Origin of the sequence: Deinococcus koreensis, assembly GCF_002901445.1 — a bacterium.
Lineage (GTDB): Bacteria > Deinococcota > Deinococci > Deinococcales > Deinococcaceae > Deinococcus > Deinococcus koreensis.
Window position 1 is genome coordinate 2120159 of the sequence record NZ_PPPD01000001.1, and the last position, 23882, is coordinate 2144040.

Sequence of the window (23882 nt, forward strand, 5' to 3'; positions counted from 1 at the left end):
CAGGAGGTACGCCCATGAACCGGACGCTGATTCCGCTCTCGTTGCTGCTGCTCGCCCCTCTGGCCGGTGCCCAGACGACCACCCTGACCATCGAGAGCTGGCGCAACGACGACCTCAAGGTCTGGCGCGACTCGATCATCCCGGCCTTCGAGAAACAGAACCCGGACATCCGGGTGGTCTTCTCGCCCAGCGCCCCGGCCGAGTATAACGCCGTGCTGGACGCCAAGCTCAAGGCGGGCACGGCCGGCGACCTGATCACCTGCCGGCCCTTCGACAAGAGCCTGGAGCTGTTCAACGCCAAGCGCCTGAGCAGCCTGAACGGGCTCGCGGGCCTGAACAACTTCGACGCGGTGGCGAAGGCCGCCTGGTCGACCGACGACGGCAAGACGACCTTCTGTATCCCCATGGCCTCGGTGATCCACGGCTTCCTGTACAACAAGGCGGCCTTCAAGGAACTGGGCCTGAGCGAGCCCACCACCGAGGCGCAGTTCCTGGCGGCCATGACCAAGATCAAGGCGAGCGGCAAGTACGAGCCGCTGGTCATGGGCACCAAGGATCAGTGGGAGTCCGCGACCATGGGCTACCAGAACATCGGCCCGACGCTGTGGAACGGGGAGACCGGCCGCAAGGGCCTCATCTCCGGCAGCGCCCAGTACAACAAGGGCGGCTTCCTGCAGGCCTTCCAGGCGCTGGAACGCTGGAAGCCCTTCCTGCCGCGCGGCTATCAGGCGCTGGCGTACCCCGACGCGCAGAACCTCTTCGCGCAGGGGCGCGGCGCCGTCTACCCGGCCGGCAGCTGGGACATCGGCACCTTCCGCCAGATGAACCCCAAGCTGGAGCTGGGGGCCTTCGCGCCCTACTCGATCTCCGGCAAGAAGTGCGTCATCGACGACCATCCCGACATCGGCCTGGGCATCAACGCCGCCAGCAAGAACCAGGCGGCGGCCCGCACCTTCCTGACCTGGGTCGCCTCGGACGCCTTCGCCACGCTGTACGCCAACGCGCTGCCGGGCTTCTTTCCGCTGGCGAACGTGAAGTACACGGTGACCGACCCCGTGGCGCAGGAGTTCCTGCAGTGGAGAGCGCAGTGCGGCAAGAGCTTCCGCTCCTCGTACCAGATCCTCTCGCGCAACGCCAACCCGAACAACGAGAACGACCTGTGGAACGTCTCGTCGCAGCTCCTGAACGGCGCCATGACCCCGCAGGCGGCCGGCGACCTGGTGCAGAAGAACCTGGCGAGCTGGTACGCGCCGCAGAAAGGCAAGTAGGCCCGGCCCCTGTCAGGCCCTGTCCGGTTCGCGCCGGGCCGGGCCTGAGTCTCATTCCCCGAGCTTCCGAGGTGTCCTGAATGCTCCAGCCCCCGCGCCGCGCCCGCCGGCCCTTTCCGTGGCACATCGTGGTGTTCCTGGCCCCGGCCGTGCTGATCTACACGGCGGTGATGATCTACCCGATCCTGGCGTCGCTGTGGCTCTCGCTGCAGACCCAGGTCGAGGGGGGCGCCGAGCGCTTCGCCGGGCTCGCCAACTACCGGCGGCTGCTGGGCAGCGAGCTGTACGCCCAGCCGCTGTGGAACGCGGTGCGGAACAACCTGGTGTTCTTCGCCATCCACATGCTGGTACAGAACCCGGTGGGGCTGCTGCTGGCGGTGCTGCTCAGTTTCCGGCTGCGCGGCGCGGCCCTGTACCGCACGCTGCTGTTCACGCCCACGGTGCTCTCGGTGGTGATCATCGGCTTCGCCTGGAAGCTGATCCTGAACCCCGCCTGGGGCGTGCAGCGCGGCCTGCTCGAACCGCTGGGCCTGCAGGCCCTCGACCAGCCGTGGCTGGGGCTGCCGGGCAGCGCGCTGCCCACGCTGTCCTTGATCTCGGTGTGGCAGAACATCGGCATTCCCATGCTGCTGTTCCTGGCGGCCCTGGTGCGGATTCCCGACGAGCTGTACGAGGCCGCCCGGCTCGACGGCGCCGGCGGCTGGCGGATCTTCCGCTCGATCCAGTTGCCGCTGATCCTGCCCACGGTGGGCATCGTGAGCGTGCTGACCTTCGTGGGCAACTTCAACGCCTTCGACCTGATCTATTCGGTGCAGGGCGCGCTGGCCGGGCCGAACTTCGCCTCGGACATCCTGGGCACGCTGTTCTACCGCACCTTCTTCGGGTATCAGCTGCAGTCCGGCGACGAGTACATGGGCGCGGCGGTGGCCGGCGTGATGCTGGGCATCATCCTGACCGGGCTGCTGCTGTACCTGGCCGCCGTGCAGCGCCGCCTGACGGAGGTGGAGCTGTGACGCTGGGCGAGGCGCGGCCCGCTCCGGTGCGCGAGAAGCCCGTGGTGGGACGCGGCACCCAGGTCTTCGCGCACCTGGGCCTGATCCTCTTCAGCCTGCTGGCGACGCTGCCCACCGGGCTGATCATCATGAATTCCTTCAAAGACCGCATCAGCATCTTCGCGCGGCCCTTCGCCCTGCCGACCCCGACGACCTTCACGCTGGAGGGCTATCAGACGGTGGCGACCTCGGCCAACTTCGCGCTGTTCTTCCTGAACAGCCTGCTGGTCACGCTGGGCTCGCTGGCGCTGATCCTGCTGTGCAGCTCGATGGCCGCCTTCGCGCTCAGCGAGTACCGCTTCCGCCTGAACACCCTGACCGGCCTGTACCTGTCGCTGGGCATCATGGTGCCGATCCGCCTGGGCACCGTGGGCATCCTGAACCTGATGGTCGACTTGCACCTCGTGAATACCCTCTGGGCGCTGATCCTGGTGTACACGGCGCAGGGCATCCCGCTGGCGGTGTTCGTGCTGACCTCGTTCATGCGCGGCGTGCCCCGCGACCTGAAGGAGGCCGCGCGCATCGACGGCGCGGGCGAATACCGCATCTACGGCCTGATCCTGCCGCTGATCCGCCCGGCGCTGGGCGCGGTCACGGCGATCTCGATGATCCCCATCTGGAACGACCTGTGGTTCCCGCTGATCCTGGCCCCCGGCGAGAAGACCAAAACGGTCGTGCTGGGCGCCAGCGCCTTCCTGGGCCAGTTCGTGAACGACTACAACGCGGTGCTGGCCGCCCTGACCCTGGCGATCGTGCCGGTGGTCGTGCTGTATGTGATCTTCTCGCGCCAGCTGGTGAGCGGCATCACGGGCGGGGCGCTGAAGTGAGGCGGGTGGGCCTGATCGGCACCGGGCTGATGGGCAGGGTTCACGCGCAGGGATGGGCGCAGCGTTCCGGGGTGTTGCGCGCCGTGTACGCCCCGGACGAGAACGCGAGGCATTTTGCCGCCCGCTTCGGCCTGCTCCCCTGCGCCACCCTGGACGAGCTGTGGCCGGAGGTGGACGTGGTGGACATCTGCACGCCGACCCCCAGCCACGCCGGGTACGCCGTGCAGGCGGCGCGGGCCGGCAAACACGTGATCTGCGAGAAACCGCTGGCGCTGACACTCGACGAGGCCGACCGGATCATCTCCGCCTGTGACGAGGCCGGCGTACGCCTCTTCGTCGCCCACGTCCTGCGCTTCTTTCCGCAGTACGCCGCCGCGCAGGCCCAGGTCGCCCTCGGCGCCGTCGGGGAGCCGCGCACGCTGCGCCTGAGCCGGCTGTCCTCGCCGCCTGCCCCCGGAAGCTGGCTGTTGGACGAGGCCCAGAGCGGTGGCGTGCCCCTCGACCTGATGATCCACGACCTCGATTACGCACGCTGGATCGCGGGCGAGGTGGGCCGCGTATACGCCGCGCAGGCCCGGCGGGGTGACCGCGTGAGCGTCCACGCCACCCTCTCGCATACGGGCGGAGCGATCTCACTGGTCGAAGGCGGCTGGGCGGCTCCTCCCGGCGTGTTCCGCACCGCGCTGGACATCGCGGGCACGGGCGGAGTCATCGAATGGACGTCGGACGCGGCGCCGCCCCTGCAGGCGCACGGTGTTGTCCCGGCCACCGCCGAACAGGACGGCGCCGCCCTGCCGGAGCTGGGCGAGGGCGACCCCTATGCCGCCGAGCTGTGGCACGCCTACGACGCCCTGGAGACTGGCCAGCCCCTGCGTATCGAGCCCGCCGACGCGCGGGCGGCGCTGGCCCTCGCGCTGGCCGTGCGCCGCAGCCTGGAGTCGGGCCAGCCCGTGGAGGTGGAGGCATGACAGCGCGGCGGATCGCCCTGCTGGGCGTCGCTCACGTCCACGCCGAGGGGTACGCCGCGTGGCTGAGTGTTCAGGCGGATGTGGAGGTGATCGGCTTCGCGGAGGATGACCCGGAAGTGGCGCAGGACTTTGAAGCTACGACTGGACTTCAGTGGCGTCCTCTTCCCGGTCTCCTTGCCGCCCGGCCCCACGGCGTCATCGTGTGTGGCGAGACCGTTCAGCACCGCACCCACGTCGAGGGCGCGGCCCGTGCCGGTGCCCACGTCCTGTGCGAGAAACCCCTGGCGACCACCCTGGAGGATGCCCAGGCCCTGCTGGACGCCTGCACGCGGGCGGGAGTGACGCTCCATACAGCGTTTCCCGTCCGGTACTCGCCGGCCGTGCGGCAACTGCGTGCTCATATTCAGGGCGGTGACCTGGGCGACCTGCTGGCCTACAGCGGCGTGAACCACTCGGTCAGCCCGGATCACGAACGCGCGTGGTTCAGCGACCTGGCACTGGCGGGCGGCGGGGCGGGCATGGATCACATCATCCATCTGGCCGATCTGCTCCACCACCTCGGGGAACGCGTGCAGAGCATCCACGCCCGCCTGATCCCGGTGCCCGCCTGGACGATCCCCGGCCATGAACAGACCGACGCCGCCGGGCTCGTCACCCTGAAACTGGCCTCGGGCGCCGTCGCCACGGTCGACTGTTCGTGGAGCCGCCCGCGCGCCTACCCGCGCTGGGGCCACCTGAAGCTGGACGTGACGGGCACGGCCGGGATGCGCTCGCTGGACGCCTTCGCGGAGCACCTGAGCGTCACCACGGGGCAGGGTCGTCGCTGGGCTGGCTATGGCGCGGATCTGAACGCCGCCATGCTGCGCGACTTTCTGACCGTGTGCGGTGGGGGAGAGGCGGGGCTCCTCGCCAGCGGGCAGGACGGCCTGGAGGCGTTGAGGGTCGTGCTGGCGGCCTACGAGTCGGAGCGGGCGGGGCGGGTGGTCGAGCTGAGTGCAGATGCCGATGCTGCGGCCCGATAGACGCGCCCAGGTTGCTACACTCGCCGCACATGCCCAGCGCACAGGAACGGATTCGGGAGGCGGTTGGCGCCATTCAGGGCTGGCTCGCACACCTCCCCAATCCTGGTGAAGCGGTGGTTCGGCAGGCCATCGTGCTGCGCCTGCTGCACGCTGCTGGCTTTGACATCTGGAACCCGGCTGAGGTCGTGCCTGAGGAGACCAACGCCACCGGTAACCGCTCGGACTTTCTCATCCGGGTTGGTGAGGGCAAATGCGCGCTGGAACTCAAGGGCATGAACGTGACGCTGGGCGCTGCACATTACCAGCAGGCCGCCACCTACGCCGTCAACGAAGGCACCCGCTGGGCCATCATTACCAACGGCCGCGTCTGGGTCGCGCTCGACGAGCATCTGCCCGGCAGGTGGGAGGATCGCGTGGCCCTGAAACTCGAGCTGGGCCAGGAGGGGCATACCTTCGCCGACGATCTGGCCGCCCTGCTTGACGTGGAGACCTGGCGGGCCGACGCTTTTGCCGACGCGGTGCAGACCATCAAGAGCCGCCAGCAGCAGCGGCTCGACGAAGCGCGTATCCGCCGCGAGAAGACGGCTGTGGTCGAGGGCGTGATGGCCCAATTCAAAATCCCTACTTTCGCCCTGGCTGTCGCTGCCGCCTTGGAGATGAACAAGCTGACGGAAGCTGAGCGGGATGTGCTGTTAGGTCGTCCCGTCGCATTGACTCGTGAGTCTCCGCCTGCGTCACGGCAGCGAAAACGCCACAAGCCGGAAGTGCCGCCCCAGCGTATTCAAGAGGAATCATCAGGAAAGATCCGTTTCACGTACTCCATCAAGGAGGCCCTGGCCCATGCCGTCTATGAGCCGGAAAAGGGGACGTGGACAGTATTGGCCGGAAGCACGGCAATCGCCGAGATAAAACTCTATGCCGGTGCTGTAAGTAAGCGCCGCGAGCTTGGACTGGCGGAGGGAATGCTCATTCAAGAATCCAGCGGACTGCTGCGATATGTGAAGGACGTTGAATATCCGACTCCGAGTCAGGCCGCTGACGACATCTCCGGGGCATCGAAAAATGGCTGGACGGTCTGGAAAGACACTCAGGGCCGCACGGCACAGCATTACCGCCCTGCTAAGAACCGAGTTTCTCCCGCCGGCTCACCGTCCCCGTGAACAGCGCGATCACCTCGCCCTCCTCGCCGCGCCGCACCTCCACGCGGTAGGTGGCGAGGGTGCGGCCCACGCGTTCGGGGGTCGCCACCGCCACCAGCCGGTCGCCCTCGCGTGCGGCGCGGAAGAAGCTCAGGTGGGTCTCGACCGCGACCGCCTGGGCCTGCTGGTTGGAGATGAGCGCGAAGGCCTCGTCCGCGAGGCTGAAGATCAGGCCGCCGTGCGCGCTGCCGTGCATGTTCAGGCCCGCGCCGTCCACCATGAGGGCGACGCGGGTTCGTTCGGCAGACGCCTCCAGCACGGTCATGCCCAGGCGGGCGGCGTAGGTCATGCGGGCAGGGTAGCGCCCGGGCGTCCAGCGCGCGTGCTCAGCCGCCCACCGGGGCGGGGGCGTAGGGACAGGCCACCTCGCCGGCCGGATCTTCGGGGCCCGCGGCGTCCCAGTCGTAGGGGTAGACCTCGCGGCAGGACAGGCCGATGTGGGCGCCATGCTGCCGGGCATACCGGTCGACGGCGGCGTAGGCGGACATCAGCTCGTGATACTCGAAGTTCTTCTTGAGCACGGTCACGTAGGCCTCGGCGTGGGCGCCCTCCTCGCGCAGCGTGATTTCGGCGCCAGGACGCAGGGTGCCGGTGTAGGGCACGCAGACCTCGACCGGGCCGTCGGAGTCGGCGTTCACCTCGCCGTGGTAGATCACCACCGGGGGGCCGGCGGCCTCGGCGCCCTGGGCGCGCAGCTCGGCGTGCAGGCGCTCCATGGCCGAGCCGATGAAGGGGCTGAGGTCGGGCAGGTACAGGCGGCGCTGGATGGTCGCCACCGTCTGGGCCGGTACGTCTCGGGTCTGAACTTCGTAGGACTGGGTCATGGTGTCTCCTCTCAGGGTGTGGATCAGGTGGCGGGCCACCCCGGCGCGCTCGGCATGGAGGGCCTGGGCGCCCGCCCAGTAGGTCTCGATCAGCCGCGCCTGCTCGGCGCGAGGCGCGTCCAGCAGCGTGCGGATCTCCTGCAGCGGCATCTCGATGGCGCGCAGCAGGCCGATCAGCCCGGCAGCTTCCAGCTGGGACGGCGAATACAGTCGGTAGCCGCTCTGCTCGTCCACGCGCCCTGGGGTCAGCAGGCCCAGGGCGTCGTACAGGCGCAGCGCTTTCACGCTCAGGCGACTGGCGCGCGAGAAGGCGCCGATGGTCAGGAGGGCGGACGTGGCTGGGGTCATGGGGGGGCCTCCGGAGGTGAGTCCAGGGTGCGCCCTGCCCCTGGGGCCGAGTCAAGAGGCGGGTCGAGCAGGGCGCTACCCTGAAGGCCATGAGTCCTTTGCTGCTCGGCCACCGGGGCACGCCCAAAACCCACCGCGAGAACACCCTGGCCGGATTCCAGGCCGCCCTGGACGCCGGACTGGACGGTGTGGAGCTGGACGTGCGCCGCATGGAGGACGGAGCACTGGTCGTCCACCACGACGCCCACCTGCCGGACGGCCGCCTGCTGCCCGGCCTGCACTCCGACGGGCTGCCGGACTACGTGCCCACGCTGGATCAGGCGCTCGCCTGGGCCGCCGACACGGGCGCGTACGTGAACGTGGAGATCAAGTACGAGGTGGCCCGCCCCGACGACCGCGTGGGGCGCACGCTGGACGCCATCCGCGCCCACGGGCTGACAGAGCGGGTGATCGTCAGCTCCTTCAATCCCTGGGTGCTCGCCGCGGCCCGCCGCCTGGCCCCCGGGATCGAGCGCGGTCTGCTGATCCACCGCCGCTACGGGATCGGCTCGGTCAATCTGGTGCCGCTGGCGATGCGCTGGACGGGCGCGGCGGCCCTGCACCCCCACCACTCGCTGATCGACGAGGAGCTGATGGATAGCGCGAAGGAGCGCGGCTGGCGCGTGAACACCTGGACGGTCAACGCCCCGGCCGAGGTCAGGCGCCTGTGTGCCCTGGGGGTGGACGCCCTGATCGGAGACGAGCCGGAGGTGCTGCTGCGGGCCCGCCTGAACTGACGGTTGGCGCCATCACAATCACTTGACAAGCCCCTGATCGGGGGCGCCTACTTTAAGTCCATGAGAAAACTGACCTTGATGTTGGCGCTGTTCGGCACGGCTTCGGCTCAGACCACCGTGGAATTCTGGCACTCCTTCGGGGACGCCAAACGCACCGGCTGGATCCAGGCCCGCGCCGACGAGTTCAACAAGGCGAATCCCGGGATCAAGGTGGTGCCCAGCTACAAGGGCAGCTACAACGACTCGCTGCAGGCCACCATCCTGGCGGCGCGGCAGAACAAGCCGCCGGCCATGGTGCAGATCTTCGAGGTCGGCAGCCAGCTCGCGCTGGACTCGGGCGCCTTCCAGCCGGTCAGTGCGGTCAAGAACGTGGATTTCAGCGACTACATCAAGCCGGTCATCAACTACTACACCATCGGCGGCAAGGTCAATTCGCTCCCCTTCAACTCCAGTTCTCCGGTGCTGTACTACAACCAGGATCTCATGAAGAAGGCGGGGCTGAACCCCAAACAGCCGCCCACCACCTACGGCGGGCTCCTGAAGGCCTGCCAGAAGATCGAGGCCGCCAAGCTCGGCGCCACCTGCTTCGGCATGAGCCTGAACGGCTGGTTCATCGAGCAGTGGATGGCGCAGCAGGGCGCCCCGCTGCTGAACAACGGCAACGGCCGCTCGGGCCGCGCCACCGCCACTGCGCTCGATTCGGCCGCCGCGAAGAACATCTTCACCTTCTTCAAGACGCTGCAGGACAACAAGTACTACACCTACACCGGCAAGCTGGAGGACTGGGACGGCTCCGACGCCATCTTCACCAACCAGAAGACGGTGTTCCACATCACCTCGACGGCCGACATCGGCAACATCCGCGACGCGGCCAAGACCAGCGGCTTCACGGTGGGCGTGGGCGTGCTGCCCATTCCCGACGGCAGCAAGCGCAACGGCGTGGTCATCGGCGGCGCGAGCCTGTGGATCTCCAAGGGCATTCCCAAGCCCCAGGCGGAAGCCGCGCTGGATTTCGCGCTGTACATGACCAACACCAAGAACATGGCCGACTGGCACAAGCTGACCGGCTACTACCCGGTGCGCCAGAGCTCCATCGACCTGCTGCGCAAGCAGGGCTGGTTCACCCAGACCCCGCTGCAGCTGGTGGCCTTCAACCAGCTGACCCGCACCGTGCCCAGCCCCGCCACCGCCGGCGGCCTGAACGGGGCGGCCATCCAGACCCGCAAGATCATGGAAGAGGGCGTACAGAAGGTGCTGGCCGGGCAGAGCGTGGACGCCGCCCTGAAGGAAACCAAGGCCCGCGCCGACGCCGCGCTGGCCGAGTACAACGCCAACTTCAAGTAAGCCAGCTCCAGGTCAGATAGGGGGCCGGAGTTCTGCTCACGAGTACCTCCGCGTCGTTCCCAGCATCCGCACCCTGTCTCCGGGTGCGGATGCTGGGTTTGGGCAGGAAAGAGGGCCGCAGGGCAGCGCGCGCCGGGTGACACCATTCCAGGCTGACACCGTGACCATGTGCGGCTGGACAGCATCCCCGGCCTTCCCACCCCGGACGTACCCAGCCCTTTCACCAGAGGTGTTCCCTTGCTGAAACCCACCCCCGCTCCCGCCGCCGAGGTCGAGGAACGCGCCGTCTTCGGGGGCCGCGCGCTGCCCTGGCTGTTCCTGCTGCCCAGCCTGGCCATCCTGGCGGTGTTCATCTACCTGCCGGCGCTGCAGACCCTGCGGCTGGCCGCCTACAGGGCCAACGTGATCCTGGGCACCGAGCGCTTCGTGGGGCTGGCGAACTTCGCCGAACTGCTGTCCAGCCCGACCTACCTGCAGGTGGTGGCCCAGACGCTGGTGTTCACCGTGCTCACCGTGTCGCTGGGCCTGCTGTGCTCGCTCGCGCTGGCGTGGCTCGCCAGCCGGCCCGTGCGCGGCGCCAAGACCTACCGCCTGCTGCTGATCTACCCCTACGCCCTGAGCCCCGCCATCGCCGGCACGCTGTGGCTCTTCCTCTTCAACCCCGAGATCGGGGTGGTCAACCAGCTGCTGGGCGCCGCCTTCCAGATCAAGCCGCGCTGGCTGGACACGCCGCTGCTGGCCTTCGGGCTGGTCACGCTGGCCGCCATCTGGAAGGGGCTGGCGTACAACATCGTGTTCTACCTCGCCTCGATCCAGAACCTGCCGGGCGACGTGATGGAGGCCGCGCAGATCGACGGCGCCACGCCCGCGCAGGTCTTCTGGCGGGTGGCCTTCCCGCTGCTCACCCCCATCACGTTTTTCCTGGTGTTCACGAACATCATCGCCGCGCTCTTCGATTCCTTCGCGCTGACCGACATCCTCACGCGCGGGGGGCCGTACACCGGCAACGCGGGGGCCACGACTTTTCTCGTGTACCAGCTCTACCAGGACGGCTTCGTGAACTTCAAGACGGGTGCGGCCGCCGCACAGGCCGCGCTGATGCTGGTGCTGGTGGCCTTCATCACCTTCATGCAGTTCCGGGTGGGCGAGCGGCGGGTGCACTATGGGGGCTGAGACGTCCGCCCGGCGCCGCCGCGAGTGGCCCACGCACCTGGCGCTGATCCTGTCCGTGCTGATCATCAGCGCGCCGCTGCTGTTCGCGCTGATCAAGGCGACGCAGGTGTCCAGCCGGGTGCTGAGCCCCAGCCTGCTGCCGGGCGGCGCCTTCTTCCAGAACCTGGCGTCCATCTGGGAGGGCGCCAACCTGGGCCGCTACATGCTCAATTCGCTGATCGTGGCGGTCAGTGTGACGGTCGGCAAGACCATCCTGGCGCTGCTGGCGGCGCTGGCCTTCGTGTATTTCCGCTTTCCCTTCAAGGGCGCGGCCTTCACGCTGGTCTTGCTCTCGCTCATGCTGCCCACCGAGGTGCTCATCATCGCGCTGTTCGATTTCGTCAGCCGCGACCTGAAGTGGGCGAACACCTACGCGGCCATCATCGTGCCCTTCCTGGCAAGCGCCACCGGCACCTTCCTGTTCCGCCAGCACTTCATGAACATCCCCGTCTCGCTGGCCGACGCCGCGCGCATCGACGGCTGCGGGCCGCTGACCTACCTGACCCGCATCCTGGTGCCGATGAGCTGGAACACCATCGGGGCGCTGGCGGTGATCCAGTTCGTGTACGGCTGGGATCAGTACATCTGGCCGCTGGTGATCATGCAGCAGGACGACAAGCAGGTCGTGCAGGTGGGCCTGCGCAAGCTGATCGAGGTCGGCGGCCAGACCGACTGGGGCGCCGTGATGGCCGGCGCGATCATCACGGCGCTGCCGCCGCTGCTGGTCTTCACGCTGCTGCAGGAGCAGTTCAGCCGCGGCTTCGCCCTCAGTGAGGACAAGTAGGAGAGAAGGAGCGCCGCCGGTCTTCGTCAGATTGCCGTCAGCCCGCCCTGGCACCCTGTCGTCCTCCCGACAGACGAGAATGCCGATCCCGCCTTCCCGTCCTCACCGTATTTTCCCTGCAGGCCGCGCCCCGGTGTTCCCCCGAAGGCGCGGCCTGCTGCCGGGTCGGGCCTTCAGGCGAGACGGGCGACCCGGCGCCCGGCCACCGCCGCCAGCAGCTCCCTCACCACCCGCTCGCCGCTCTCCACGCCGCCCTCCATGTAGCCCTGCGCGTCAATGGACGTGTGCTCGCCGCAGAAGTGCAGACCGCCGACCGCCTCGGCCTCGGCGCCCGAGATCTGGATCCACTGGCCGGGGCGGTAGCAGGCATACGAGGCGCGCACGTAGGGATTGCCCGGCCAGAAGGCACGCACGGGGGCCGCCGCGCTGCGGGCCGCGTTCAGGCCGGGGAAGACCCGCTCCATCTCGCCCAGCCAGCGATCCGTCTGGGTCTGGGCCGTGCCGGCGCCGATGTCCAGGCCGGGCTGCCCGCCCAGGTAGTTGGTCAGGGCGCCGCCCGCGCCCGGCGCGCCCCGGCTGCTCTCCCAGGTGTTCTGCCAGAACTGATCCGTGAAGACCTCGCCGCTGGAGCCGTACGTGTCGCGCCAGACGCGCCGGGTGAAGCCCGCGATCAGCTTGGCGTTGGTGCCGTAGCCCAGCTCCGCGATGGCCCGGCGCTTGACCGGCGGCAGCGCCAGGCCGCGCAGATCGACAGTCCGCAGCGTCGTGAAGGGCAGGGCGAACACGACGCGCGGGGCCACGACGTCCGTGCGGCGACCGCCCGCGTTCAGGGTCAGGGTGTAGCGGCCGTCGCGGCGCCCCGAGACGGCCTCCAGCCATGTTCCGTACTGGATGCCCCCGCCCACCACGCTCGCCAGTGCGGCGGGCACGCGGTCGTTGCCGCCCACGACGGCGTAGCGCTCGTCGCTCAGGCCGAACAGCTCGAACTGGCCGGGGCGCGTGCCCACGAGGTACAGGAAGTTCAGCGGGCTCTGCTCGCGGGTGTCCAGGCCGTACTCGATGGTGTAGGCCACGTCCAGCAGTTCCAGCAGCCAGCCGCTGGCCCCGATGTCCAGAAAGTACTGGTGCAGCGAGATGGTGTCCAGGCGCCGTCCGGCGTCCGGGTTGAGATAGCTGACCGTCTCGGCGCCCAGCGAGGCGAGGTCGTCGTCGATGCGCTTCACGAGCGGCCGGAAGGCGTCGACCGCTTCCCGTTCGCTGTAGCGGCGCCCGCCGAAGTCGTACCACTGCGCGATCACGCCGGTATCGGTCTGCGCGAGGTCGACCAGACCCAGCCCGAGTTCGCCCGCCAGCCGCCGGATGTGCTTGTGCCCGGTGTCGATGAACTCGCCGCCCAGTTCGACCGGTTTCGTGAACCCCCCGCGCAGCGTCTGCATCCGCCCGCCGGCGCGCTGGGAGGCTTCGTAGATGCGGTAAGGGATGCCCGCCTGGTGCAGCCGGTAGGCGACCGTCAGGCCCGCGACCCCCGCCCCGATGATCGCCACGGGCGAGCCGTCGGCCGGCGGCTTTCCCTGCCCGCCCAGCGCGCTGGCGAGCGGCGGGGCCGTCTGCCCGCAGGCCGCCAGCGCCAGGCCCGCCGCCGCCCCGGCCGAGGCGCGCAGCACCGCGCGGCGGGAGACGGCGGCCTCCTGCTGGCCCAGGACGTCGGCGCTCTCCACCCCAGCGCGCTCGGCCCGGCGCGCCAGTCCCAGGGCCTGGCCCAGGGCGCGGGCCAGCGGCGTGCGGGTCATGGGCGCCCCGCAGGAACGGATGCGGCGCGGATCGGCAGGCGGAAGGGGCACTCGTTCCTGATCGTCATACGAACCTCGCTGAACTCGGATAGGGGAGGGAGTCGGGAGGGCCGACGCGCGGATTGTGGGTGGTCAGGCTCATCCTAGCGCCCGCCCGCCTGGGGGACTTGTGGCCGGGCGACAAGGATCGCGGGGGCGGCTTGAGGCGGCCACACAGGACAGCGGCGGTTCACCGAAGACAGGACGGAACAGGCCCCCGGAGAGATCGGTTCCGGGGGCCTGTTCGGGGTGACGTGGATTCTGGGCTCCAGTCCGCTGGGGTTCAGCCCGTCTGTGGCCGCAGCGCCTCGGCCAGCCGCGTGAGCACTTCCTCGGCGCGTTCGTAGCCGGGGCGGATGAAGACCAGCGCGGCGCTCGACCAGTCCTGCACGGCGGCCACCTCCATGCCGCCCTCGTTCAGCTTGAGGTGCGGGTAGGCGCCGTATTCCACGAAGCAGCCGAACTCGGCCGCCACCCCCTCCAGCGCGGCCACGTTGTCGGGCGTCCAGCGCAGCAGGTAGGGCAGCGCAAAGGCGGGCTTGCCGCAGCTGCCGCCCAGGCCGACCAGTTCCAGGCCCGCCACCCGCGGCACCTGATCGCGCAGGCGGGCGCGTTCGAGAAAGGCCGCAGCGTCGCGCACCTGTCCCGGCGTGGTCTTGAGGCTCGCCACGTAGGGGCCGACGCTCAGTTTGCCCATGTGCCCACGATCCTTGTGCTGTTTTCGCGCTTTCTCACCATGCGGGCGATTGTGCCACAGCGGCTCTATTCCTGGACGTCGATGACCATCGTCAGGCCGCCGGCGCCCTGTTCCTCGACATTGTTGTTGGTCGTGTGGTGGGGGATATGGCAGTGCAGGAGCCAGCGGCCGGGCCGGCGGGCGGCCCAGACCACGTCGTAGCGCTGGCCCGGCCCCACGTTCACCGTGTCGGCCAGAAAGCGGGCGCCGGCCGGCAGCGTCTCGCCGTCGCGGGCGACCACCGTGAACGGCCCGCCGTGGACGTGCATGGGGTGGATCGAGATGTTGTTGGAGCCGATGAAGCGCAGCTTGAGCGTCTCGCCCACGCGCATCCTCACCGTGTCGGTGGCCGGATACGCCTTGCCGTTGATGGTGAAATAGTTGGGCAGCCCGCCTTCCATGGGCATGGCGGGGTAGGTCAGGCCGTCGCGCAGCAGCCATTCCTGGAGCTGCACGGTGTACTCGTGGTCAGCCCTGTCCTGGCCCACGGGCTCGGGCGCGGTGGCGGGGTCGCCCGGCCGGGTCAGGGCACGCACGCGGGCCAGCTTCGTGGGGTCAGCGGTGGGGCGGATCAGGAGAGCGCCGTACAGCCCCAGCGCCTGCTGCCGATCCACGTGGTCGTGCGAGTGGTAGAAGTACGTGCCGACCTGCAGCGCCGTGAAGGTGTACGTGTAGCTGCCCCCCGGCTCGATGGGCCTCTGCGTGATCTCGGCCGGGCCGTCCATGGCGTTGTCGAGGATCAGGCCATGCCAGTGCAGCGTGGTGGACTCCGGCAGCGCGTTGGTGACCTCGATTCTCACGCGGTCGCCCTGCTCCAGCTCCAGACGGGGGCCGGGCACCGTGCCATTTATCGCATAGGCCGTGACCGTGCGCCCCGGCAGGATCGTCCAGCCGCTCACGCCCACGCTCAGGCGGTACCGCTTCACGCCGCCCACAAGGTGCGGGGCCAGTACCTGATCCCCCCTCGCCGTCAGCGGCGCGCTGGCCCGCACCAGGCGCGGGTCGGCGGCGGCCATGTCGCGCATGGCGGCGGCGGGCGTCTCGGGGGTCATGATCATCCCCGGCGGCATGATGATGCCCCCCACGTCGTGCGCGCTCAGGCGCATGTTCACGAAGGCCCAGGGCAGGGTCAGTCCGAACAGCAGCATGAGCGTGGTCAAGCCCCCGACCGCGACCAGTTGAGGTTGGGTGACGCGGAACACCGGATCGCTGCCGCCCATGCCGTGCATGTCATGAGCGTCTGAGTGTGCGGTGTCTCCCTGTGTCTGATGCTCCGCGTGGGCGCCGTGAGCCACCGCGTGTCCGCCGTGCCCTGCGGCCCTCTTCTCCGGCCGAACCGTCATCAGGCCGTGTTTCAGGCCGCGCGAGACCAGCCACACGTTCACCGGGTAGGCGACCGCGAAGCCCACCGTCACGCCCAGGCTCATGACCGCCCAGAACAGGGGTTCGCTGGGCGACATGGCGCGCATGTCACGGCCCATCATCAGCAGCGCCATGACCGGGGCCATGCCCGCCATCATGGCGTTCATCGAGATGAATTCGGGGACGAAGGAGCGGCGCACGTTCTGGACGTAACTGCCGCCCATCACACCGCGCATGAAGAGGGCCTGGAAGATCAGCAGGCCGAAGGTGAAGCCCGCCGCGTACTCGACCAGCAGATCGGCCCACATGGGCAGGCCGAGCATCGCCACGATGACGGCGGCGGTGATGATGCCGGTGGCGTCGCCTGCCACGCAGTGCACCGTGCTGCCCACGCCCTGTTTCCAGAGTGGCGCCGTGAAGGCCTCGTGGGTGCCGGCGCGCGGCTCCTTGTCGGCCAGCACGTACAGCAGCAGGCCGACCGGCCCCATGTAGAGCGTGACCAGCACGAAGCCCCATTTCATGACCGCCGGCTCCGGGTTGCCCCGGAACTGATCCCAGGCCACGTAGGCGGCGCTCAGCACGCACAGGATCAGCCACGCCCACACGAACACGTCGATGGGCTGGAGGATCACGCCGGAACTTCCTGCCTCATGGCAGCCATCTCGCCGTCCTGATGGGCGTTGGGCGCCAGCGGGGGCCGGAAGCCGCGCAGTCTCAGGGCGTTGGTGAGCACGAAGACGGAACTCAGGCCCATCGCGGCTGCCGCCAGGACGGGCGAGAGGTTCAGGTTCCAGGCGCTCAGCACGCCCGCCGCCACCGGGATCAGCACGATGTTGTAGGCGAAGGCCCAGAACAGGTTCACGCGGATGTTCCGCAGCGTGGCGCGGCTCAGGGCCACCGCGTTCGGCACGCCGCGCAGGTCGCCGGACATCAGGATCACGTCGGCGGTTTCCACGGCCACGTCGGTGCCGGTGCCGATGGCCACGCCCACATCGGCGCGGGCCAGGGCGGGCGCGTCGTTGATGCCGTCGCCGACGAAGGCCACAGTGCGTCCCCCGGCCTGCAACTCAGCTACAGCGTCGGCTTTCCCTTCGGGCAGCACCTCGGCCAGCACACGGGACACGCCGACCTCGGCGGCCACGGCCTGGGCAGTGGCGCGGGCGTCGCCGGTGATCAGGGCGACTTCGGCCCCCTGAGATTGCAGGGTGCGGATTGCCTGGGCGCTGCCCGCGCGCACCGGGTCGGCCACGCCGATCAGACCCGACAGCACACCGTCCACGGCCACGAACACGGGGGTGCGGCTGCGTTCGGCCAGGGCATTCGCCTGTGTTTCCAGGGCTCCCAGCGACAGGCCGAGCTGGGCCATGAAGCGGGCGGCGCCGACCTCGAGGCGCCGTCCCTCCACCGTGGCGCGCAGGCCGTAGCCGGGGATGGCCTGGAAGTCGGTGGCGGCGAAGGATTGGGCGGGGTCGTCGCTGACCTTCCCCCTCACCCCAGCCCTCTCCCGCGAGGGGAGAGGGAGCAATAAGGCCGCCCGCTCGATGGCCCTCGCCAGCGGGTGCTCCGAAGAACTCTCGGCGGCGGCGGTCAGGCGCAGCAGCTCATCCCTGTCCAGCGGCGAACCTTCGGCCAGTACCACGTCGGTGACCTCGGGGCGGCCCTGGGTCACGGTGCCGGTCTTGTCGAGGGCGATCACGTTCGCGCGGCCCAGGCCCTCCAGCGCGGCGCCGGTGCGGAACAGCACGCCGAGCTGCGCTGCCTTGCCGCTCCCCACCATGATGCTCACGGGGGTCGCCAGGCCCATCGCGCAGGGGCAGGCGATGATCAGCACGGCGACGGTGTGGATCAGGGCGTTCGCCAGGGCGCCCTCGCCGCCCAGCAGCAGCCAGCTCAGGAAGGTCAGCGCGGCGATCACCAGCACCACCGGCACGAACACGGCCACCACGCGGTCGGCGAGGCCCTGGATGGGCGGGCGGCTGGCCTGCGCGTCCTCGACCATGCGGATGATGCGCGACAGGGCGGTGTCGGCGCCGACCCCGGTGGCGCGGAAGCTCAGGGCGCCCGTGCCGTTCACGGTGCCGCCGGTCACGCGCGAGCCGGCCGATTTCTCCACCGGCACGCTCTCGCCGGTCAGCATGGACTCGTCCACGTAGCTGCGGCCCTCCGTGACCTCGCCGTCCACCGGCAGGCGTTCGCCCGCGCGCACCAGCACGAGGTCGCCTACCCGCACGTCGTCGGAAGCAACTTCCACCACCTCGGCCCCACGCTGCACGCGGGCCACGTTGGGCTGCAGGGCCAGCAGGGTTCGCATGGCCTCGCTGGAGCGGCCCTTGGCGATGGCCTCGAACAGCTTGCCCAGCAGGATCAGCGTGATGACCACGCCGGACGCCTCGTAGTACACGTGCGCGCTGCCGGGCGGGAAGAGGCCGGGGGCCAGCGTGACCAGCAGCGAGTACCCGAAGGCCGCCGAGGTACCCAGCATGACCAGCGTGTTCATGTCCGGGCTGCGGTGGCGCAGCGCGGCCCAGCCCGTGCGGTAGAAGCGCCGTCCGGGGCCGAACTGCACCGGGGCCGCCAGCGCCAGCATGATGACGTTCAGGGTCCGCATCCCCACGCTGTCCATGAGCCACATGTCCAGCGCCGGCCACAGCATCGGCAGCATGGCGATCAGCAGCAGGGGCACGCTGAAGGCCGCCGAGAAGGTCACCGCGCGGCGCAGGGCGGCGATCTCCCCGGCCTTGCGGGCGCGCTCGGTCTCCAGCCGCGACAGTGCTTCTTTCCCCTGGGCCTGCGCGGCCTCGTCGGGCACCCCGTAGCCGGCGCCGCGTACGGCCTCTTTCAGGGCGGCGGGCGAGGTCGCCCCGGGCAGATAGGTCACGCTGGCCCGCTCGGTCGCCAGGTTCACGCTGGCCTCCAGCACGCCGTCCGTCTTCTTCAGGGCCCGCTCGACCCGGCCCACGCAGGCCGCGCAGGTCATGCCCTCCACCGGGAAGGACAGGTCGGCGGTGCGCGCCTCGTAGCCGGTGTCGGTCACGCGCTGCACCAGTTCGGCGGCCGAGGTCAGGGCCGGGTCGAAGGTCACGCTGGCGCGCTCGGTCGCCAAGTTCACGGAGGCGTCCTGCACGCCGTCGACCTTCTTCAGCCCGCGCTCCACCCGCCCCACGCAGGCGGCACAGGTCATGCCCCCGATGTCCAGATCCAGAGTCGTGGTCGTCATGCAGTCAGTCTATACCCTGGGGGGGAGGGTAGGGAAGAGGGTGGGCTGGTCGTCCTAGGGCCTTTCATGGTTCCGACGCGTTCATGGTGCATTTACCAAGGTCTCTGTCGCTGTTCCCCTCCGTGTTCCGCTTGACACCCCCCTGGGGAGGGTCTACCCTGGAGCCATGAAGACCGAACTGTCGATTTCCGGAATGACCTGTGGCCACTGCGTGAAAGCCGTCGAGGGCGCCCTGAAGGGGATTCCCGGCGTGCAGGACGTGACCGTCGATCTGGCGGGTGGGAAGGCCACCGTGCAGGGCGACGCCGACCAGGGGGCCATGATCGCCGCCATCACCGAGGAAGGCTACGGGGCGCAGGTGACCTCGGCCCAGGTGGGCGCTTGATCCGCGCCCTGCTGGGCACGCTGGCCCTGACCGGCAGCGCCCTGGCCGCCATGCCCGGCATGGATCACGGGCAGATGGGGCCAGCGCCGGCCACCATGCCCGGCATGGCCACCGGCAGCACGCCCGCCATGATGAAGAGCATGGGCGACCAGATGGTGCGGGAACTGACGCCCCTCAGGGGCCGCGCCTTCGACGTCCGCTTCGCCCAGCGCATGGCCGACCACCACCAGATGGCGATTGATATGGCCCGCATGGAAGTCAGGGGTGGCAAGGACGCTCGAGTGAAGGCGTCGGCGCAGAAGGTGATCGCCGACCAGCAGCGGGAAATCGCGCTGATGAAGGGCTGGATCAAGACCTGGACGGGTCAGAGCTACACGCCCAAGTCCATGGCGATGGCCCACGGCGGCAGCGCGGATCGCTGGTTCCTGGAGGGCATGATCCCGCATCATGTCGGCGCCATCGCGATGGCGAAGCTGGTGCCCACGCGCACGCAGAGCGCCCCGGTACGCGCCCTCGCCACGGCCATCATCAAGGCCCAGCAGGCGGAGATCGACCAGTACACCGGCTGGCTCAGGGCCATGAAATGACGACCCCTGTCGCGCCGGACACCGCCCCCCACTGCCACGCCGAGGGCAAGCTCTGTATGCCCGAGGACGCCCGCAAACGCGCCGCCCGGCGCCTGAGCATCGCGCGCGGGCACCTCGACTCCATCGTGAAGATGCTGGACGATCCGAATGTCTACTGCGTGGACGTCCTGCGCCAGATCAAGGCGGTGCAGGGGGCCCTGAGCGGCGCGGGCGACGTGGTGCTGCGCGGCCACCTGGAGGCGCATGTGGCGACCGCCGGGCAGCGCGGCGACACGCTGGAGATGGTCGAGGAAGTCATGGAAGCGCTGCGCTACCGGTAATAGCAGCCGACCAGAGGAGGGTTCATCCCATGAGCGACATCCTGACCTGCGCCGCGTGCGGCGCGAAGAACCGCGTCCAGACCGTTCCGGACGCCCAGGTGCCCGTCTGTGCCCGCTGCGGCGCCAACCTGCCCTGGCTGCACGACGGCACCGACGCCTCGTTCGCCCAGGACATCAGGGCCGGCGTGCCCGTGCTGGTGGACTTCTGGGCGCCCTGGTGCGGCCCCTGCCGGGTGGTCGGCCCGGTGCTGGAGGAGATCGCCCGCGAGCAGGCCGGGAAGGTGCGCGTGGTGAAGGTGAACGTGGACGAGAACCCGCTCACGCCCGGCTCGTTCCAGGTACAGGGCATCCCCACCATGATCCTCTTCAAGGACGGGCAGCCGGTCGACCGGATCGTGGGCGCGATGGCCAAGGCGGGGCTGGTGCAGCGGCTGGCGGCCGTGCAGGGCTGAGCGCTGGCCCCCGAGTCCGCCCCCACAGGCTCAAGCCGGGGGCGGGCTTTTTACAGCTTCCCGTCAGCTTTGCCCGCTACGGTGGAGCCATGTCCAGACGCCTGCTGTCCGCCCTGCTGCTCGGCCTCTCCCTGGGGGCTGCCCGGGCCGCCGACCTGCGCTTCTACCCGTCCTTTGGCGAGGTCAGCCAGACGGTGAAGGCGGGGGCCGCCCCGGAACTGACCTTCACGCGCCCGGCGTGGGCGCTGGTGCAGCCGGGCAGCCTGCGCTGGACGGGCTCGGCGCTGCGGAGGCTGCGGAGCGTGCCGGTGGACAACGCCTGGCTCTCGGCGCAGGAGGGCCAGGCCGTGACCGTCCTGCGCGCCGGCCTGCCGCCCCTGCCGGGCACGCTGATCCGCGCCGCCGACCTGCTGGTGAAGCTCGATTCCGGTAACGCCCTGAACGTGCGGCCCGACGAACTGGTCTTCGCGGGCACCCCGCCGCGTGGCTGGGCGCAGCCGGGCGTGCGCGTGACCTTCGATGTGGAGGCCGCGCCGACCGGCCAGATCAGCTACCGCACGAACGCCCTGTCGTGGCAGCCCCGCTATGAACTCTCGGCGTCCGGGTCGGCGGCGAAACTCTCCGCCCTGGCCGATCTCCGCAACGGGGGAGAGGGGGCGTTCCAGGGAGAGAAGGTGGAACTGTTCGCGGGCCAGATCCTGAACGTGCAGCCCATGCCGGCGCCGATGCCGGTGTCCCCGACCCAGGCCCAGACCGACAGCGTGGCGATGAACGCCATGCTGGGCTCAGGCGGCGGCCTCGCCCCCCTGGGCGAGCTGCGCGGCCTGCAGCGCTACGCCCTGAAGGGGGGCCTGACCCTGGGTGCGGGCGAGACGCTGACCCTGCCCTTCCTGCAGCCGAAGGTCTCCGCCTTCACGCGCTACGAGCGCATCACCTCGTATTTCGACCGCTCGGAACGTTCCGGCTCGGCCAACCGGCACTACAAGTTCACGCCCGACCTGTCGCTGCCCGCTGGCCCGCTGTCGGTGCTGGAAGACGGCGCTCTGGTTGGCACTGTGACCCTGCCGGCGGCGCAGGCCGGGCGCCCGATCGACCTCGATCTGGGCAGCGACCCCGAACTGCGGTACCTCCGTACGGTGCGTCAGCTCTCGCTGGAGAAGTCGCCCGACGGCAAGGTGCTGAGCACCACGCTGCAGGTCACCTACGCCCTGACCAGCACGAAGGCGCTGCCCATCCGCGTGCAGCTCCGCGAGCAGGTGTACGCCCGCACGGTGGTCGTGGACGGCCAGCCGCAGACGAGTCAGCAGGTCAATGTCGAGCGCGGCGTGGACGTGCCGGCGGGAGGAAAAGCCAGCGTCTCGTTCAGGGTGAAGATCGCGAACTGAGGCGGGTGTCGCCAGGGCCGTGTCGGTGTGCCCTTGTCCGTCCTGAAAGAATTCGCTCGCTCCGAACCCGGAATTCCGACACCCGCTCCAGCCTGGAGAGCCCACGAACGTGGTCGGAAACGCAGGGTTAGACCGCTCCCGCCCTGCCCCGTCTAGCCCCGCAGCAGTTTCACGGCCCGCACCACGTCCTGCGGGGTGACCTTCTCGCCGGGGTGGGCGCGGCAGCCCGAGGCGTACTGCTCCAGCACCTGCTCACCGGCGGCGTCCAGTGCGCTGCGAACCCCGGAAAACTGGATCAGGATGTCGTGGCACTCGCGCCCTTCCTCGATCATGCGCTGCAGACCGCGCACCTGACCCTCGATGCGGCGCAGCCGCTTGAGCACCTTCTCGTCGGTCTCGCTCAGGGGTGGGGGCGTGGGCACAGTGGTCATGGGCGTCCTTTCAGTGTAGAGCCTGGCGCGCGGATGCGGGGGAGTGGCATGAAGGCCACCCGATCCCTTCGGTCGCCCTGTTGACACTATACCCCCTGGGGGTTTAGCTTCGAGTCAACTGGAGCCCGCGTGGTTTCCCTGGAGGCAGCATGTACCTCGAACGGTTCTACGATCCGGATCTGGCCCAGGCGTCCTACATGGTCGGCTGCCAGCAGACCGGCGAGTGTCTGGTCGTCGATCCCGCGCGTGACGTCGGGCGCTATCTGGAAGCGGCCACCGCTCAGGGCCTGCGGATCACGGCGGTCACGGAGACCCATATCCACGCCGATTTCCTCAGCGGCAGCCGCGAACTGGCGCACGCCACCGGCGCGGCCCTGCGGCTCTCCGGCGAGGGCGGCCCCGACTGGAGCTACGGCTTCGGCGACCGCTTCCTGCGCCACGGCGAGACCTTCATGGTCGGGAACATCAGGATTGAGGTGCGCCATACCCCCGGCCACACGCCCGAGAGCCTGTCGTTCCTGGTGACCGATACCCCCCGGGGTGAGCTGCCGAGCCTGCTGCTCACGGGCGATTTCGTGTTCGTGGGCGACGTGGGCCGCCCGGATCTGCTCGACGAGGCGGCGGGCGGCGTCGACACCCGCTTCGAGGGTGCCCGGCAACTGTTCGCCAGTCTGCGGAACGAGTTCCTGACGCTGCCGGACTTCGTGCAGGTCTGGCCGGGACACGGGGCGGGCAGCGCCTGTGGCAAGGCCCTGGGCGCGGTGCCGGTCACGACCGTGGGCTACGAGCGGGCCCTGAGCTGGTGGGCGCCCTTCGTTCAGTCGGGCGACGAGGGGGGCTTCACGGCCGAACTGCTCACCGGGCAGCCGGACGCACCGGCCTACTACGCCCGCATGAAGGCCCAGAACAGGGCCGGCCCGGCCCTGCTGGGCGACCTTCCGCCCCTGCCCCGCCTGGAGGCCGAGGACGTGCGGGCCCGCCTGGAGTCCGGCGCCCGCCTGCTCGACACCCGCAAGAGGGCGCTGTACCACGCCGACGCCCCGCTGCACAGCGTCCATCTGCCCGAAGGCGACACCCTGGAGACCTGGGCGGGCTGGCTCCTTGACCCGGCCGCCCACGACTTCATCCTGCTGGCGCCTGCGAGCCGGGCCGAAGCGATCCGCCGCCGCCTGTGGATGGTCGGGCTAGACCGTGTGGCAGGCTTCATCGAGAGTGCCGCCCTGCTTCCGACCCAGCCCGTGCAGCCCGTGGCCGCCGCCGCCCTGCCCCGGGACGCCCTGCTGCTGGACGTCCGCAAGGCGAGCGAGTTCGCGGCCGGACACCTGCCGGGCGCCCGCCACCTCTTCGCCGGACGCCTGCCCGGGGTGCTGGACACCCTGCCGCGTGATCGGGAGATCGTCGTGTACTGCCAGGGGGGGGCCCGCAGCGCCGCCGCTGCCAGCCTCCTGCGCGCCGAGGGCTTCCGGGTCAGCGAACTGGCCGGCGGCTACGACGCCTGGGAGGGCGTCCGGAACGCGCAGCCGGCCTGAGCGCCTGCGTGCTCACGCGGCCACG

General features: G+C 69.7%; 23 protein-coding genes. 16 read left to right on the plus strand and 7 right to left on the minus strand.

Annotated elements, in window-relative coordinates:
• The first annotated feature begins 14 nt into the window (after positions 1–14).
• The 6 genes from CVO96_RS10055 to CVO96_RS10080 all read left to right on the plus strand — a co-directional run bounded on the left by CVO96_RS10055 (position 15) and on the right by CVO96_RS10080 (position 6297).
• The gene (locus tag CVO96_RS10055) at positions 15–1268 is read left to right on the plus strand and encodes an ABC transporter substrate-binding protein (RefSeq protein ID WP_103312111.1); all 1254 of its coding nucleotides are present in this window, start codon (positions 15–17) and stop codon (positions 1266–1268) included.
• A gap of 80 nt (positions 1269–1348) precedes the next feature.
• Complete coding sequence (locus tag CVO96_RS10060) at positions 1349–2281, plus strand: carbohydrate ABC transporter permease (RefSeq protein WP_103312112.1); 933 nt, start codon at positions 1349–1351, stop codon at positions 2279–2281.
• Positions 2278–3147 carry a carbohydrate ABC transporter permease gene (locus CVO96_RS10065; protein ID WP_243398276.1) on the plus strand — a complete coding sequence of 290 codons (870 nt, stop codon included), beginning with the start codon at positions 2278–2280 and terminating at the stop codon, positions 3145–3147. The genes CVO96_RS10060 and CVO96_RS10065 overlap by 4 nt, the downstream gene beginning before the upstream one ends.
• Entirely contained in the window at positions 3144–4115 is a 972-nt protein-coding gene (locus tag CVO96_RS10070) for a Gfo/Idh/MocA family protein (RefSeq protein ID WP_243398278.1), read from the plus strand. Before CVO96_RS10065 ends, CVO96_RS10070 begins: the two co-directional genes overlap by 4 nt.
• Entirely contained in the window at positions 4112–5137 is a 1026-nt protein-coding gene (locus CVO96_RS10075; protein WP_103312113.1) for a Gfo/Idh/MocA family protein, read from the plus strand. The genes CVO96_RS10070 and CVO96_RS10075 overlap by 4 nt, the downstream gene beginning before the upstream one ends.
• Before the next feature lie 29 nt (positions 5138–5166).
• Positions 5167–6297, plus strand: coding sequence for a DUF4357 domain-containing protein (locus CVO96_RS10080; protein WP_103312114.1), 1131 nt, complete (start codon positions 5167–5169; stop codon positions 6295–6297).
• On the opposite strand, the gene paaI is transcribed toward CVO96_RS10080, so the two are convergent.
• Positions 6257–6625, minus strand: a complete 369-nt coding sequence (gene paaI / locus CVO96_RS10085; protein ID WP_165795268.1) for a hydroxyphenylacetyl-CoA thioesterase PaaI — start codon at positions 6623–6625, stop codon at positions 6257–6259. The genes CVO96_RS10080 and paaI overlap by 41 nt on opposite strands.
• Positions 6626–6662: 37 nt before the next feature.
• Positions 6663–7508, minus strand: coding sequence for a MerR family transcriptional regulator (locus tag CVO96_RS10090; RefSeq protein WP_103312116.1), 846 nt, complete (start codon positions 7506–7508; stop codon positions 6663–6665).
• A gap of 89 nt (positions 7509–7597) precedes the next feature.
• Here CVO96_RS10090 and CVO96_RS10095 point away from each other — a divergent pair, with 89 nt between their 5' ends.
• From CVO96_RS10095 to CVO96_RS10110, 4 genes are all read left to right on the plus strand, one after another.
• Entirely contained in the window at positions 7598–8284 is a 687-nt protein-coding gene (locus CVO96_RS10095) for a glycerophosphodiester phosphodiesterase (protein WP_103312117.1), read from the plus strand.
• 60 nt (positions 8285–8344) lie between these two features.
• On the plus strand, positions 8345–9628 hold the full coding sequence (locus CVO96_RS10100; RefSeq protein ID WP_103312118.1) for an ABC transporter substrate-binding protein: 1284 nt from the start codon (positions 8345–8347) through the stop codon (positions 9626–9628).
• 237 nt (positions 9629–9865) lie between these two features.
• Positions 9866–10801 (plus strand): carbohydrate ABC transporter permease, encoded by a 936-nt coding sequence (locus CVO96_RS10105; protein ID WP_103312119.1) that lies wholly within the window; start codon positions 9866–9868, stop codon positions 10799–10801.
• On the plus strand, positions 10791–11624 hold the full coding sequence (locus CVO96_RS10110; protein ID WP_103312120.1) for a carbohydrate ABC transporter permease: 834 nt from the start codon (positions 10791–10793) through the stop codon (positions 11622–11624). Before CVO96_RS10105 ends, CVO96_RS10110 begins: the two co-directional genes overlap by 11 nt.
• A 173-nt stretch (positions 11625–11797) precedes the next feature.
• Here the strand turns inward: CVO96_RS10110 and CVO96_RS10115 are convergent, their stop codons facing one another.
• The 4 genes from CVO96_RS10115 to CVO96_RS10130 all read right to left on the minus strand — a co-directional run bounded on the left by CVO96_RS10115 (position 11798) and on the right by CVO96_RS10130 (position 18768).
• The gene (locus CVO96_RS10115; RefSeq protein WP_133161784.1) at positions 11798–13465 is read right to left on the minus strand and encodes a flavin monoamine oxidase family protein; all 1668 of its coding nucleotides are present in this window, start codon (positions 13463–13465) and stop codon (positions 11798–11800) included.
• A 271-nt stretch (positions 13466–13736) separates the two neighbouring features.
• Positions 13737–14150, minus strand: a complete 414-nt coding sequence (locus CVO96_RS10120; protein ID WP_103312122.1) for a hypothetical protein — start codon at positions 14148–14150, stop codon at positions 13737–13739.
• 65 nt (positions 14151–14215) lie between these two features.
• The gene (locus CVO96_RS10125; RefSeq protein WP_103312123.1) at positions 14216–16183 is read right to left on the minus strand and encodes a DUF4396 domain-containing protein; all 1968 of its coding nucleotides are present in this window, start codon (positions 16181–16183) and stop codon (positions 14216–14218) included.
• Positions 16180–18768 carry a heavy metal translocating P-type ATPase gene (locus CVO96_RS10130; RefSeq protein WP_103312124.1) on the minus strand — a complete coding sequence of 863 codons (2589 nt, stop codon included), beginning with the start codon at positions 18766–18768 and terminating at the stop codon, positions 16180–16182. The genes CVO96_RS10125 and CVO96_RS10130 overlap by 4 nt, the downstream gene beginning before the upstream one ends.
• 166 nt (positions 18769–18934) lie before the next feature.
• Here CVO96_RS10130 and CVO96_RS10135 point away from each other — a divergent pair, with 166 nt between their 5' ends.
• The 5 genes from CVO96_RS10135 to CVO96_RS10155 all read left to right on the plus strand — a co-directional run bounded on the left by CVO96_RS10135 (position 18935) and on the right by CVO96_RS10155 (position 21897).
• Entirely contained in the window at positions 18935–19153 is a 219-nt protein-coding gene (locus tag CVO96_RS10135) for a CopZ family metallochaperone (RefSeq protein ID WP_103312125.1), read from the plus strand.
• Entirely contained in the window at positions 19150–19740 is a 591-nt protein-coding gene (locus tag CVO96_RS10140; protein ID WP_103312126.1) for a DUF305 domain-containing protein, read from the plus strand. Before CVO96_RS10135 ends, CVO96_RS10140 begins: the two co-directional genes overlap by 4 nt.
• Positions 19737–20060 (plus strand): metal-sensitive transcriptional regulator, encoded by a 324-nt coding sequence (locus CVO96_RS10145; protein ID WP_103312127.1) that lies wholly within the window; start codon positions 19737–19739, stop codon positions 20058–20060. The genes CVO96_RS10140 and CVO96_RS10145 overlap by 4 nt, the downstream gene beginning before the upstream one ends.
• A 29-nt stretch (positions 20061–20089) precedes the next feature.
• Positions 20090–20512 carry a thioredoxin gene (gene trxA / locus CVO96_RS10150; RefSeq protein ID WP_103312128.1) on the plus strand — a complete coding sequence of 141 codons (423 nt, stop codon included), beginning with the start codon at positions 20090–20092 and terminating at the stop codon, positions 20510–20512.
• Between the two features lie 89 nt (positions 20513–20601).
• A complete protein-coding gene (locus CVO96_RS10155; protein WP_103312129.1) occupies positions 20602–21897 on the plus strand; it encodes a DUF4139 domain-containing protein in 1296 nt (431 codons plus the stop codon).
• Positions 21898–22049: 152 nt separating this feature from the next.
• Here CVO96_RS10155 and CVO96_RS10160 read toward each other — a convergent pair whose 3' ends face one another.
• The gene (locus tag CVO96_RS10160; RefSeq protein WP_103312130.1) at positions 22050–22328 is read right to left on the minus strand and encodes a metal-sensitive transcriptional regulator; all 279 of its coding nucleotides are present in this window, start codon (positions 22326–22328) and stop codon (positions 22050–22052) included.
• Positions 22329–22477: 149 nt separating this feature from the next.
• Here CVO96_RS10160 and CVO96_RS10165 point away from each other — a divergent pair, with 149 nt between their 5' ends.
• Positions 22478–23857, plus strand: a complete 1380-nt coding sequence (locus CVO96_RS10165; protein WP_103312131.1) for an MBL fold metallo-hydrolase — start codon at positions 22478–22480, stop codon at positions 23855–23857.
• Positions 23858–23882 lie beyond the last annotated feature (25 nt).